This window comes from Chloroflexota bacterium (assembly GCA_016235055.1).
Taxonomy (GTDB): domain Bacteria; phylum Chloroflexota; class Anaerolineae; order JACRMK01; family JACRMK01; genus JACRMK01.
On record JACRMK010000071.1, the window covers coordinates 1 to 14,018 of the forward strand.

The 14,018-nt window shown below is 64.4% G+C and carries 10 protein-coding genes and 1 pseudogene; 9 read left to right on the forward strand and 2 right to left on the reverse strand.

What is annotated here, in order from left to right; genetic code table 11:
• Nucleotides 1-226: 226 nt before the first annotated feature.
• Together HZB53_18125 and HZB53_18130 are read right to left on the reverse strand one after the other, a co-directional pair.
• On the reverse strand, nt 227-577 hold the full coding sequence (locus HZB53_18125) for a hypothetical protein (GenBank protein MBI5879572.1): 351 nt from the start codon (nt 575-577) through the stop codon (nt 227-229).
• Between the two features lie 107 nt (nt 578-684).
• Nucleotides 685-1,890, reverse strand: a complete 1,206-nt coding sequence (locus HZB53_18130; protein ID MBI5879573.1) for a C39 family peptidase — start codon at nt 1,888-1,890, stop codon at nt 685-687.
• Nucleotides 1,891-2,385: 495 nt separating this feature from the next.
• Between HZB53_18130 and HZB53_18135 the strand changes: the two genes are divergently transcribed.
• From HZB53_18135 to HZB53_18175, 9 genes and pseudogenes are all read left to right on the forward strand, one after another.
• The gene (locus HZB53_18135) at nt 2,386-2,772 is read left to right on the forward strand and encodes a hypothetical protein (GenBank protein ID MBI5879574.1); all 387 of its coding nucleotides are present in this window, start codon (nt 2,386-2,388) and stop codon (nt 2,770-2,772) included.
• Nucleotides 2,773-2,819: 47 nt separating this feature from the next.
• Entirely contained in the window at nt 2,820-3,749 is a 930-nt protein-coding gene (locus tag HZB53_18140) for an ABC transporter ATP-binding protein (GenBank protein MBI5879575.1), read from the forward strand.
• Nucleotides 3,746-4,549 (forward strand): ABC transporter permease subunit, encoded by an 804-nt coding sequence (locus HZB53_18145; protein ID MBI5879576.1) that lies wholly within the window; start codon nt 3,746-3,748, stop codon nt 4,547-4,549. Before HZB53_18140 ends, HZB53_18145 begins: the two co-directional genes overlap by 4 nt.
• 35 nt (nt 4,550-4,584) lie before the next feature.
• Nucleotides 4,585-5,754, forward strand: coding sequence for an aminotransferase class I/II-fold pyridoxal phosphate-dependent enzyme (locus HZB53_18150; GenBank protein MBI5879577.1), 1,170 nt, complete (start codon nt 4,585-4,587; stop codon nt 5,752-5,754).
• Nucleotides 5,755-5,811: 57 nt separating this feature from the next.
• Entirely contained in the window at nt 5,812-6,354 is a 543-nt protein-coding gene (locus HZB53_18155) for a chromate transporter (protein MBI5879578.1), read from the forward strand.
• A gap of 16 nt (nt 6,355-6,370) precedes the next feature.
• Entirely contained in the window at nt 6,371-7,543 is a 1,173-nt protein-coding gene (locus HZB53_18160; GenBank protein MBI5879579.1) for an ArgE/DapE family deacylase, read from the forward strand.
• A 411-nt stretch (nt 7,544-7,954) separates the two neighbouring features.
• Nucleotides 7,955-10,891: a SpoIIE family protein phosphatase gene (locus HZB53_18165; GenBank protein MBI5879580.1), complete on the forward strand. Its 2,937-nt coding sequence runs from the start codon at nt 7,955-7,957 to the stop codon at nt 10,889-10,891.
• Between the two features lie 91 nt (nt 10,892-10,982).
• Nucleotides 10,983-11,534: pseudogene (locus HZB53_18170) on the forward strand (CoA pyrophosphatase).
• Nucleotides 11,535-12,445: 911 nt separating this feature from the next.
• Nucleotides 12,446-13,687, forward strand: coding sequence for a serine hydroxymethyltransferase (locus HZB53_18175; protein MBI5879581.1), 1,242 nt, complete (start codon nt 12,446-12,448; stop codon nt 13,685-13,687).
• Nucleotides 13,688-14,018 lie beyond the last annotated feature (331 nt).

Below are 14,018 nucleotides of genomic sequence, written 5' to 3' on the forward strand. Positions count from 1 at the left end.
GGAGGTGCGCGGCGGCGCAGCCGCCGCGCACCTCCCCTTGGATTCTCTCCCCCTCCCAACGAAGTTGGGAGGGGGTCGGGGGGAGGGCAGCAACAACGACTCGTCGAACCGGTTTGGGTGACAAGCACGCGAGGACCAGCTCATGACGAGCCGGCATTGGAATGTACCCGTCCAAAGTCAAAATGAGAATTGCTGGTGACCTGTGTTGCGCGGTTCCGCGCATGGCTTACGTCTCCGTCCCGAACGACTCGTAAAACGTCGCACCCATGTTCCGCACCTGCGCGTCGGCCACCCGCCGCGATGGCAACGCCTTGAGGTTGTTGAGCATCTCCACTGCGGTTTCGGCCAGCGGACCGCCCTGCGCGCATTGATGGCGCAGCCAGTAGAGCGTATACAGCAGGCCATAGCGGTATTGCTGGAAGCAATGCGCCACCAACTGCAACCGCGCGTCACCCCGGCGTAGCTCCTCTTGGATTTGGGCATAGCACGTCCGGCAGATGGTCACCGTGTTCATGCGCCGATCGCAGCCGCCCGCCGACAGCGGCACGAGGTAGTGCCGCCGCCAATCATCCGGCATTGCAAGGCGCAGGCAAACCGGGCACGTGTTATCAAGTATTGAAGGGGATAGTCCCTGAGATGCGTGGGGCGTCACATGGCCCTCCGGTATCGGAATGTGGTGGGGCATCAACGGGAGACCCGCGCCAGCGCATCGGCGGCCAGCGCGAAGTTGCGGTTCAGTCGCACGGCCTCGCGGTACGACTGCATCGCCTCGCTTCGCCTACCCAGCATTTCAAACGCCCGCCCGCGATAATATTGCACTTCCTCGATGTCGGTCGTCTGCGTCAGCGTTAGCTCGGTCAGGTCGAGCACATCCTGCACCCGGCCAGCCGCCAGATAAGCATCGTAGATGCCGTACTGGTACCAGAGCATCCGCCAGGGCAAGCCGATGCGGCGCGCGCGGTCGAACGCCGGCACTGCCTCGCCCGGGCGGCCAAGCGCTTGCAGCGATGCGCCGAGATTGAACCAGGCAAACGCGTCGTCTGCGCCCAGCGCCGTCGCGGATACGGCGCGCCCCAATGACCCGCGCCACATCGCCTCGTCCGCCGGACCGGCAATGGCCATGGCGAGCGGCTCCTGCTCGCGCGCGTAGGCGGCGATACTGAGATTGTTGAACGCCTTCCAGTTGGCCAGGAACTCCGCGTAGTCCAGCTTGACATTGGCTCCGCTGTACGAGTCCAGTGCGTTGAACTGCTGCACGCGATCATTATATGCGAACAGCAGCCGGTAATGCCCCATGCCATCGTTTGGCTTCGGCGTGAACCACATTTCGACAATCACCGGCATGCCGTTGGCCAGGTACTGCTTCAACGCCGTGATCGTTCCGCCGACACGCAGCACCGCGCCCATGCCGGGCTTGGTGCGCACATAGCCGGCAAGCTCATCCGGGCTGACGTTCCGATCCTGCGGGTTCGGTTTGAGCAGCGGCGCGATTTCTTTCTGCGTTTCCGTGTATCCGAAGTGACTGAGCAGCATGCCGACCGTCGCCGGCCCGCAGTTGTTCCAGCCCTGGTATTCATGCTTGAACGTAGTCAGTCGGACGTCCGGCGGCGGCGGCGGTACCTGGATGGCTGGCGTTGGCGTGGCCGTCGCTGGAGCCGGCGTTCCAGGTGTGGCAGTTGGCGTGGCGCTGACGCTGGGCGGCGCGACAGCGACGTCATCGCGTGGCGGCGGCACGAACGGGTCGCGCGGCTGCAGGTCGTGCCACCACGTTTCAATTCGAAGTGGAATCGACTCTGCGCGCTCGCGAAGTGGCGGCACGGCAGACACGATGACGGTCGCGACAATACCCAACACGAGCGTCAGCACCAGCAGATTGCGGATAATGCGCATGGGCCTGATGCTAACAGAGGGCGCGTGACGCGCCAAACGTCGCAATGACGTCCCGACGCGCCCCGACAGGTTGATCCTGTTGCTCCAAACACAGCTATTCTCATTTTGGAGTCGGCTGCCAATATGCCCCCTCATCCCCAGCCCCTTCTCCCCCGCGCGCGCGGGGGAGAAGGGGAAAAGCTAACGGGGATTGGCGCGGCGGCGCAGCCGCCGCGCCAATCTCCTAAGAATCTCGCCCCCTCCCAACGAAGTTGGGAGGGGGTCGGGGGGAGGGCAGTGCCACTTTTTCGACGGGCCAGCTTGCGTGACAAGCGCCTGAGAGCCAGCGCATCGCAAGCGGCATTGGAAAGTACCCGTACAAAGCTAAATTGAGAATTGCTGTCCAAACACAATCCGCTGGAAATATGCCTTTAGAAAGACTATAATTCTGGCCGGAACTTCGTCGCGACGCCGACTCGACGTTGAGCCGGGCAGAGATCTTCACTGGATGTGGCGATGACCGAAAAAGAAATCAAACAACAACTGGAGCAGGTGGCCGACTTGCGCGCCCGGCGCGAATCGCTGGCGCTGCAAAAAGAGAACCTGCGCGATTCGGTGCTGACGGACGAGATCAGAGCGAAGCTGGCCGAGATCGATGCGGAATTCAATCCACAGTTGGAAGCGCTCGATGAGGCAGCGGCCGAGTTGGAAGCGGATGTGAAGCAGGCGATCATCGCCCTCGGCACATCGGTCAAAGGCCAGCATGCGCAGGGCGTCTGGTATCGTGGGAGGGTTAGCTGGGACACCAAGTCGCTGGAGCAGTATGCCGGCACGCATCCTGAGTTGCTCCAGTTCCGAAAGGCGGGCGCGCCGTATGTCGTTCTACGGCTACTGAAACCGTAGGGCGGTATGCGTTGGCCCCCAACCAGTTCTAAGTCAGGACAATTGCGATGATCGAAACCAGGGACCTCACGCGCCGCTTCGGCGCCGCCACCGCCGTTGAGTCGCTTACGCTGAGTGTGGCGCGCGGCGAAGTCTTCGCGTTCCTCGGCCCCAATGGGGCCGGCAAGACGACGACCGTGCGCATGCTGGCCTGCCTGATCGCGCCGACGAGCGGCGAGGCGATCGTCGCCGGGCGGCGCGTCGGCGCGGACAACGATGGCATCCGCGCGCATATCGGCATCCTCACGGAAGCGCCGGGATTGTACGAGCGCTTGAGCGCGGCACAGAACCTGGCGTTCTTTGCGCAGTTGCACAGCCTGCCGGGCGACCGCAGCGATGCGCAAGTGCGGCGGTACCTGGCGATGCTCGGCTTGTGGGAGCGGCGGAACGAACCGGTGGCGGCTTTCTCCAAAGGCATGAAACAGAAGCTGGCCATCGCGCGGGCGCTGCTGCATGAGCCTGAAGTGCTGTTTCTCGACGAGCCGACCAGTGCACTCGACCCCGAATCGGCCAAGGTGGTGCGCGATTTCATCGCCGAGCTCAGGGGCGAAGGCCGCACGATCTTCCTCTGCACGCACAACCTCGACGAAGCCGAGCGTTTGGCCGACCATATCGGCGTCATGAAGCAGCGGCTGATTCAGGTTGGGACGCCGGAGGGACTGCGGCGCAGCCTGTACGGGCGGCACGTCGTCGTGCGCCTGCGCGACGCGAGCGGCGCGCCGATCGACGCGCTGCGCGCGTTGCCCGGGGCGAATACCGTGAACGTCGAAGGCAGCCAAATTGTGATTGGCGTCGACAACCCGGATGAGATGACGCCGGCGATCGTGCGCGCGGTGGTGCAGGCGGGCGGCGATGTGTTGTCCGTCGTCGAGGAGAAGCACTCGCTTGAAGATGTGTACCTGAACCTGGTCCACCACGAAGCGGAGGCACGGCCATGAACTGGACGCGCGTGCGCGCGGTGATCGCGCGCGAACTGCTGGAGGTGCGCCAGAACCGCACCCTGCTGCTGACCATCTTCGGCCCGCCGCTGCTGCTCACCATCCTGCCGCTGGGCATCATGGCGTTCATGGGCGCGGTGCCGGAGCGCAATAACATGCGCCCGGAGGATATTGCGCGGTACGTTGAAGCGTTCCCTGAACTCAAGAGCCTCGGCGGCCTGGAAGTCATCCAGATTATCATCATGCGCCAGTTCCTGCTGATGTACTTGATCCTGCCGCTCATGGTGCCCACCAGCATCGCGACGGCCAGCATCATCGGCGAGAAGGAAGTGCGCAGCCTGGAGCCGCTGCTGGCCACGCCGGTGCGCACCGAAGAGCTGTTGCTCGGCAAGAGCATCGCCGCGGTCGTGCCGGCCGTGGCGTCCACCTGGTTCGCGTATGCCGTGTTCTTCATCGGCGCGCGTTTCGTGTCCTTGAGCGACCTGGTCTTTGCGCAACTGCTGTCGCCGATCTGGTTGCTGGCGATCATCGTGCTGGCGCCGCTGCTGGCGCTCTTGTCGGTGAACCTCTCGGTGATTATTTCGTCGCGCGTCAACGATGCGCGCGTCGCGCAGCAACTGGCGAGCATGCTCGTGATCCCCATCGTCGCGCTGTCGGTCGGGCAGACAATGGGTTTTGTGGCGCTCAACGTCGTGACGTTTCTCGTGGCAACGGTTGTCGTCATTCTGGTCGACTTGGGCGCGATGTATGCCGGCGTGATGCTATTCCAGCGCGAGGCCATCCTGACACGCTGGAAATAGCGCGCCATCCATTAACTCACCATACGAGGTGCCACATGGTTGATCCGAAAATCTACACGCAGGCCGTTCACGCGGGCGAAGACCCCGAGCCGGGCAGCCGCGACAGCGTCGCCGCGATTCACATGGCGACGACATTCTTCCTTGGTTCGGCCGAGGAAGGCGCGGCGATCACGCGCGGCGACACCGACGGCTACATCTACAACCGCTGGGGGCACCCGAACCAGTCGCGCCTGGAGGCCAAAGTCGCTGCGCTCAACGGCGCCGAGGCGGCGTTGGCCTGCGCGACCGGCATGGGTGCGATCAGCACCGCGCTCTTGAGCGCGCTCAAGGCAGGCGACCACGTCATCTGCGCCGACTGCGTATATTCTGGCACGTACAACCTGATGACGACCGAGCTGCCCGCGCTGGGCATCCAGACGACTCTCGTGGACGCCACCGATCCGCAGCAGGTGCGCGACGCTTTCCGGCCCAACACGCGACTGGTCTACCTCGAAACGCCGGGCAACCCGGCGCTCAAGATAAGTGATATCGCAGCGATCACGGGCATGGCCAAAGCGCGGGGCGCGCTGACGTTTGCGGACAACACGTTTGCCACGTCGATCAACCAGCGGCCGCTGTCGCTGGGCGCGGACCTGGTTTTGTACAGCGCCACGAAGTACATGGCCGGGCACGGGCAGGCGATGGGCGGCATGATCGTCGGGCGCAGCGAACTGATTGAGGCGGCGAAACTGAAACTCGTGTATTTCGGCCCGGTCATCAGCCCGTTCAATGCCTGGCTGATCATGCTGGGCATGCACACCTACCCGCTGCGCGTCGAGCGTATGAACCAGACGGCGCTGGCGCTTGCGCGTTTCCTGGAAGACCACCCGTCCGTCGAATGGGTGCGCTATCCCGGCCTGGAAAGCCACCCGCAATACGCGCTCGCACGCAAGCAAATGTCGGGCTACGGCGGCATGATCGCCTTTGAAGTCAAGGGCGGCATCGACGCTGGCCGCCGCATGATGAATAAAGTCAGGCTGTCCACGCTGGCGGTCAGCCTCGGCCATAGCAAAACACTTGTCTGTCACGCGGCGTCCACCACCCACGAGTCGCTGACGCCGGATGCCCGCGCGGCCGCCGGAGTTACCGACGGGCTGGTGCGGCTCTCAGTCGGGCTGGAGGACGCGCAGGACCTGATGGAAGACCTCGACCAATCGATGCGATAAGGCGCGGGCCGGCATGCGGTCCCGCCCGCAAATCACAAACTGCTGGAGGAGAGACAAATGCTTGAAACGCTTCAGACGTGGTGGCAGATATTCTTGTCGATGGCAAGCGTCGGCACGTTTGGGTATGGCGGTGGGCCATCCGTGATTCCGCTGATCAAGAAGGAAGCCGTCGATGTCCACCACTGGATGGACGCGGCTGAGTTTACCGACGCGCTGGCGTTCGGGAACTCCCTGCCGGGACCGATTGCCACGAAGATGTCGGCCTACATCGGTTTCAAGATTGCCGGGTTGCCGGGCGCGCTGTCCGGCGTGCTGGGCATGGTGGTCCCTTCATTCATTCTGATCCTCGTTCTGGCGTCCATCTACATGGCGTTCAAAGACGACGCGCGGGCCAAAGGCGCGCTGACCGCTGTGCGCCCCGTTATTCTGGCACTGCTGGCGTTCACAACCTACGATCTGCTCCCCAAGACCGGTGGCATCAGTTGGGACTACATTGCGATAGCCGCTGTCGCGTTTCTGCTGATGGTCTTTACCGAAATTCATCCGGCGCTGATCATCCTGGCTGCCGCGCTTATCGGCGTCTTCTTCTACGGCCGCTAGGCCGGGGAGTTATGCGGTGATTCGTACTGACAATAGCCTTGCGATTCGCATCGCGCAGGATCTCGTCCGCATCGATTCGGTGAACCCGGATCTCGTGCCTTCCGCGGCGGGCGAGGCGGCGGCGTCGCATGCCATCTGCGAATTGATGCGCTCCTGGGGTTTGGAGGTCATCGAGCGCGAGTTGAAGCCGGGGCGGCTTAACGCCGTCGGCATCCTGCGCGGCAGTGGCGGCGGCCGCACTCTGCTGTTCAACGGCCACACCGACGTCGTCAGCGTGACGGGCATGGCCGAGCCGTTTGCGGGCACGCTGCGCGACGGTCGGGTCTATGGCCGCGGGGCGTTCGACATGAAGGGCTCGCTGGCGGCCACGCTGGCCGCTACGCACGCGCTCGTACAGTCGGGCGTCCGCCTGCGCGGTGATGTGGTGTTCACCTACGTGGCCGACGAGGAGTACGCCAGCATCGGCACCGAAGGCATTGTGGCCGACATTCGCACCGGGCTGCTGCCCCGGCCGGATGCCGCCATCAACACCGAGCCCTCGGATCTCAAGCTTGGCATCGCCCACAAGGGCTTTGCCTGGGCGGAGATTGACGCGCACGGCATGGCCGCGCACGGCTCCCGGCCCGACCTCGGTGTGGACGCGATTGTGCAGATGGGCAAAGTGCTCACGGAAATCGGCGCGTTGCAGCAGCGGCTGAGTGCGGGCGACAAACACCGCCTGCTGGGGACCGGCTCAGTTCACGCCTCGCTAATTCAGGGCGGGCGCGAGTTGTCGTCGTATCCCGATCGGTGCACGCTGCAGATCGAGCGCCGCACGGTGCCGCCAGAGAGCGAGCAGACGGTGGCTAACGAGTTGGGCGGCATCCTGGAACGATTGGCCGCTGCCGATCCCGCCTTCAGCGCGGCGAGCCGCATCACGTTCGTGCGCAACCCGTGGGAGGCTGATGTGCAGTCGGCGATCGCACGCCTGACGAGCGCGGCGATTGAGCGCGCCACCGGCCGCGCCGCCGAGCATTCGGCCTTCACCGGCTGGCTCGACTCGGCGTTGCTGGGCGACGCGGGCATCCCGACGGTGGTGTTTGGCCCAAGCGGCGAAGGTGCGCATGCACTGGACGAGTGGGTGGACGGCGCGTCGCTGGGCGTCTGCGCGCAGGTATACGCCGACGTAATCGAAGCGTTTTGCGGTTGATCGGCCCGGCTTGCACGGCACCGGCCAGTGATTCATGGCACCATACGGGCGCTCGCCGAGCGCCCGTATCGCGCGTATGCGGCTCGACAGATGTGCGTGCCCTGAGCCTGTCGAAGGGCATGCTGCGTGTGCGGTCGCCTTCGACCGGCTCAGGCGACCAGGGCATTTTCAAGTTCGGCATTGCCCTCTCCCTAACCCTCTCCCGCGACGCAACAGAGGCGTCGCAGGCGAGGGATTCACTCCTTCCCCTGTTCGCGTCGTGTGCGAACGGGGGAAGGTTGGGAAGGGGGCAGACTGGGCTTCGACTTTGAACATGCCCTGCCCAAGCGACGATTGCGCGTGCTCTAACGCGCAGATGCCTGTATAATCCCATCGATGCGTCGTCTTCTTCGCCACACCTATCATCTTGCCATGGCGCTACTTGGTATCGGGCTGCTGGTGTCCGTACTGATGCCGGAAGCGCTCGCGGCGCAGCTTCCCGCGCTGACGCTGTTTCTGCTGCTGTCCGTCGCCGTAAAGCGCGCCGGCTTTCACGTTGCGCCGAAGGTCACCCATTCGCTGGTTGGCGTGATCGACCTGGCGTCGCTCGTCAGTTGGGGCGCGGGCGGCGGCGGTCTGGTCGCCGGCCTGAGCGGTGCGCTCCATATTCTTGGCGTGTGGGTGCGGCACCGCAACCAACCTGCGCCCGATATGCTGTCGCAGGCAGCGTTCAGTTTCGGGCTGAAAGTGACAATGGCGCTGCTTGGCGCCACAGTGTATGCCCGGCTCGGCGGCCACATCTGGCTGACGACCATCACGTTGAACGACGTGTTGCCCACCGGCGTGCTATGCGTGCTGTGGTTTGCCATGGACCACGCGGCGTGGGGGCTGGGGGAGTGGATCGAGCGCGGTTCCGACGGTCTGACCGCATTCTACCGCACGGTCATGGTCCCGTCGCTGCTGGTGGAACTGATGCCGCTGCCCGGCGGCGCTCTGCTGGCCTACCTGTTTGCGACGCTCGAACCGGCCGTATTCCTCGCGATTGCCTCCGGCGTGATCGTCGCCAGCGTCGCCGTGCAGCGGGTTGCCGACCTGTCGCAGGCCTACATTCGCCGCGACCGCGAACTGCAAACGCTCAACGATTTCGCCCAGGAGCTGAGCCGCCTGCGGCTGGACGAAGCGCAGGTGCTCGAACTGGTGCATCGCTACGCCTCGCATGTTGCCGACACCGAAAACTTCGCCATTTCGCTTGAAGACGAGCGAACGCACGAGGTCGTCATGGCGGTTTGGTTCCGCGAAGGCGTGCGGCAGGCGTCGCGCCGCTACTCGCGCTGGGGCGGGCCGACCGGACGCGTCGTCCGCGACCGCCGTCCCTTCCGCTCGACAGACATCACACGGGAGGCGCAACCGGTCACCGGCGTGCTGGCCATGCCGCGGCCGCCGCGCTCGGTCCTGTATGTGCCGCTCATGACGAAAGATGCGGTGATCGGCGTGGTCTCGCTCCAGTCGCCGCTCGCAAGCCAGTACAACGCCGATCAGGAACGCATCCTGCTGGCGCTGGCTAATCAGGCAACGCAGGAGATCGTGCAGGCGCGCATGTACCGCGCGGAGCAAAAGCGCACCCGCCAGTTGGAGACGATCGCCGAGGTCAGCCAGCGCGTGGCGGGCATATACGACCTCGACGAACTGCTGGCCTTCACGACGGCGCTGATCAAGATTAACTTCAACTATTATCACGTCGAGATTTACCTGCTGCGCGACGATCGGCTCGTGCACCGGGCCGGAACGGTGGCCGGGCGCGGTCCGCTGTCCGGCGTCAAGCTTGACCGCACCAGTATCATTAGCGCCGTGGCGCGGACGGCCGAGCCGGTGCTGGCCAACGACGTGAAGCAGGAGCCCCGCTACCTATTCGATCCCGCGGCGCCGCGCACGGCGGCCGAGTTGGTCGTCCCGCTGTCCGCGGAAGGCAAGGTGCTGGGCGTGCTGGAGGTGCAGGCGGACGAAGTCAACTTCTTCACGCCGTCGGATGTTTTCGTGATCCAGACGCTGGCCGATCAGGTCGCGCTGGCGCTGCAGGAAGCGGAACTGTTTGCCAGCGTTCAGCATGAAGCGTACATATCGAACGCGCTGCTGCAGGTGTCCGACTCGATGAGCAGCCTCACCGAAGTTCACGACATTCTCAATACGCTGGTGCGCATCACGCCGTTCCTGATCGGCGTGCGGCACGGCTTCGTCCTGCGCTGGGACCGGGAGAGCGGCGGCTGGATCGGCGGCGAATCGCATGGCCTCTGTACCGAATGCAGCGAGGAACTGGTCGGCCTGCGATTCTCCGCGAACAGCCTGGCGAGCGGCGACTCGCTGGTTGGAGCCGGCCCGCGCGTGTTGACGCTGAACGACGACTTTGCGCTGCGCTGGGGTATCGACCGGCTGCTGGTCATTCCACTCGTGATTCGGGGCACGTTGCTCGGGGCGTTCTGCGTTGACGATCAGGCCGGGCTGGACGAGCGCAAAACGAGCTTGCTGGTCGGCATGGCCAATCAGACGGCGATTGCGGTCGAGGCCGCGCAGTTGGAGATGGAGCGCGACCGGCGCGTGCAACTGGACCAGGAGTTGACGATCGGCCGCGCCATTCAGGCGTCACTGCTGCCAACGCATCCGCCGGCGGTGCCCGGTTTCGATCTGGCGGCCATCTGGCTGCCGGCGCGGCAGGTGGCGGGCGACTTCTTCGACTTTGTGCCGCTGCGCGACGGCAAGTGGGGCATTGTCGTCGCCGACGTGTCCGACAAAGGCGTGCCGGCCGCGATCTACATGACGCTTGCGCGCACCGTGGTGCGCTCGATTGCGCTCGGTCGTGCGTCGCGCCGGGCGCCCGCCCAGGTGCTGGAGCGCGCCAACGAGATCATCGTGGCAGACACGCGTTCCGACCTCTTTGTGACTGTGTTTTATACGGTGCTCGACCCGGCAGAGCGGGTTCTCGAATGCGCGAACGCCGGTCATTGCCCGCCGCTCTGGTACCGCGCGCGGACGCAGACCATCGAGTGGTTTGCGCCGATGGGCGGGCTACCGCTCGGCGTCATCGACTCGATCACGCTCAACAGCATGTCGTACCGGCTCGAGCCCGGCGATATCGTGGTGTTCTACACGGATGGCGTGACCGAGGCGTCTAGCGCGGCGGGCGACATGTTCGAGCGCGAGCGCTTGCGCGATGTGCTCACCGCCAATCAGATGCATTCGGCGCGCGCGATCATGGACGCGATCATCGATGCCGTGAGCGACTTTGTCGGGGGCGGCGAGCAGGCGGACGATCTGACTATTGTGGTGCTCAAGTGCGAGCCGCTGGTCGCGAACGGCGCGCCGGTGGGGGTATAATCACAGCATGAACGCCTATGCCACCGTGACGCTGGATTCCATCCGGCGGGCGACGGCCCGGCCACCGCGCGGCCTGCCGGGGCAACTGCATATGACCCCGCCGTATCGCGACCGCATCACACCGCCGCAGATCTCCAATCCGAACTATGGCGCCGTGCTCATCCTGCTGTATCCCGAACACGGCGAACTGCACTTCGTGCTGATGCGCCGGACCGAGCATCATCTGGACCGTCATCGCGGCCAGATTTCGCTGCCGGGCGGCCGTCGCGAGCCTACCGATGCGGATGATATCGCCACGGCGCTGCGCGAGGCGCGCGAAGAGCTCGGCGCGCCGCTGGACGGCGTGCAGGTGTTGTGCGCGTTGAGCGAACTGTATATCCCGCCCAGTAATTTCTACATTGCACCGGTCGTCGCGTGCGTGCCGGAGCGGCCGGTCTTCGACCCCGATGCGGGGGAGGTGGCCGAACTGATCGAAGTCCCGTTGTCGCTGCTGATGGACCCGCACACGCGCGTGGTCGAGGAATGGCTGATGCCCGGCGCGGAAGGCGCGCGCAACTCGGTCATGATGCCGTTCTATGACGTGCGCGGGCACAAGGTCTGGGGCGCGACCGCCATGGTGCTGGCTGAGTTTGCAGCCATGGTCATGGACGAATTGCATGTGGCGCCCGGCATCGACGTTGAGCCGCTTGGGGCCGCCGATCTACCCGCGCACATGCACGAAGTACACATGGCGTACCGCGCGGCGTTCGCCGCGCCACCGTACGGCGAAGGCGCCGCCGAGTTGACGCGCTTCGCCCAGACGCTCCCGCGCCATGTCGACCGTGACGGCTTCCGGCTGGTTGTGGCGCGCGAGGCGACAACGCGGCAGATCGTGGGCTTTGCGTACGGGTACACGGGGCGGCCGGGACAGTGGTGGTATGACACCGTGGCGGCGGCGCTCGGCGACGCGCGTGCACGGGAGTGGATGAGCGACTGCTTCGAATTTGTCGAGATGGCGCTGCTGCCGGTCATGCAGGGTTACGGCATCGGCGGTCGCCTGCACGACGCGCTGCTCGATGGGCAGCGGCAGCGCACGGCGATCCTGTCCACGTACCGTGCGGACACCAATGCCATGATGTTGTATCGCAAGCGCGGCTGGGAGCCGCTCCTGGAGGACTTCGTCTATCCGAGTGACAGCCCAACCGAAGACAAACCGTTCGTGATCATGGGCAAACGTCTCGCACGGCTATAATACTGTTTCAACTTGGCCATGTCCTCATGGCGATTGCGCAAGTGCAACTGCCGCCCCCTCATCCCCTGGCCCCTTCTCCCCCGCGCGCGGGGGAGAAGGGGGAAAACTAACGGGGATTGGCGCGGCGGCGTAGCCGCCGCGCCAATCCCCGGAGACTTGCTCCCCCTCCCAGCGAAGCTGGGAGGGGGCTGGGGGGGGAGGGCAGAATTTGGCGGTGTGCCGTGTGCTCATGCGACATGCACATGGGGACATTTTCAATTTGAAACAGTATAAGCCGTGCAAGCGGCGATGCGATTTTCTATCCGACCAACACGAGGAGCACTATGTCCATTCTGGCGACGCAAGACCCCGAAGTCTACAAAGTCATTCAGCAGGAAGCGGGCCGGCAAAGAGACAAGATCGAATTGATCGCGTCCGAGAACTATGTCAGCCCGGCGGTGCTCGAAGCGGTTGGCTCGATTCTGACTAACAAGTACGCCGAAGGTTATCCGGGCAACCGGTACTATGGCGGCTGCGAATACGTAGACGTGGTGGAGAACATCGCGCGCGACCGGGCCAGGCAGTTGTTTGGCGCCGAGCACGCCAACGTGCAGCCGCATGCCGGCGCGCAGGCGAACCTCGCCGTCTACATGGCAATTGCCAAGCCGGGCGATCCGGTGCTGGCGATGAAGCTCGATCACGGCGGCCACCTGACGCACGGCTCGCCGGTGAATTTCAGCGGCATGTGGTTCAACGTCGCTCATTACGGCGTCTCGAAGGATGATGAGCGGCTGGACTACGAGGAGATCATGACGCTGGCGCAGCAGACCAAGCCGAAGTTCATCATGGCGGGCGCCACGGTATACCCCCGCCTGTGGGACTTCGAGCGCATGCGCTGGATTGCCGATCAAGTCGGAACGCTGCTCGTGGCAGACATGGCGCACATCGCGGGTCTAGTCGCGGCGGGCCTGCACCCAAGCCCCGTGCCGTACGCGCACATTGTCACCTCGACGACGCACAAGACCCTGCGCGGCCCGCGCGGCGGCATGATTCTCTGCAAACAGGAGTTCGCCAAAGCGGTGGACAAAGCGGTGTTCCCCGGCACGCAGGGCGGCCCGTTGATGCACGTGATCGCGGCCAAAGCAGTCGCTCTCGGCGAAGCGCTCAAGCCGGAGTTCAAGCAGTACCAGCAGCGCATCCTGGACAACGCCAAAGCGCTCGCCGCCGGGCTGAAAGCTGAAGGGTTCCGCCTCGTTTCGGACGGCACCGACAACCACCTGATGCTGGTCGATCTGCGGCCGATGAACGTCACCGGCAAAGTGGCGGAAAAGGTGCTCGACGAGGTTGGGATCACGGTCAACAAGAACTCAATCCCGTTTGACCCGCAGAAGCCGGGCATCACGAGCGGCATCCGCGTCGGCTCGCCGGCCACCGCGACTCGCGGCTTCGGTGAGGCCGAGATGGCGCAGGTCGCGACGCTGATCGGCAAGACGTTGAAGAACATCGGCAACGAAAGTGTGTATACCGAGGTGCGGCAGTCCGTCATGGCGATCACGAGCCGTTTTCCCGTGCCGGGCCTTAACTAATACTTAGGACTTACGCAAGACAGCCATCGCCATACAAGATACAGTGCGGTAAGTCTCTTGGGAATACTACGCTTGGTATCTGTGCGTAAGTCCTAATACTGTTTTGTGATGAGTATGTCCCCAAGGGATTGTTGTATGTGTCAGCACTATTTAGCAATCGCCGCCCTCCCCCCGGCCACCCCTGTGCCCGCGGCTGCGCCGCGTTGCGGAGCTGCGCCCCGCGGCACCGGGCGGGCCTCCCAGCGAAGCTGGGAGGGGGAGTGAGTCAAAGGGGATTGGCGCGGCGGCTTTGCCGCCGCGCCAATCCCCAATCAGCTTTTCCCCTTCTCCC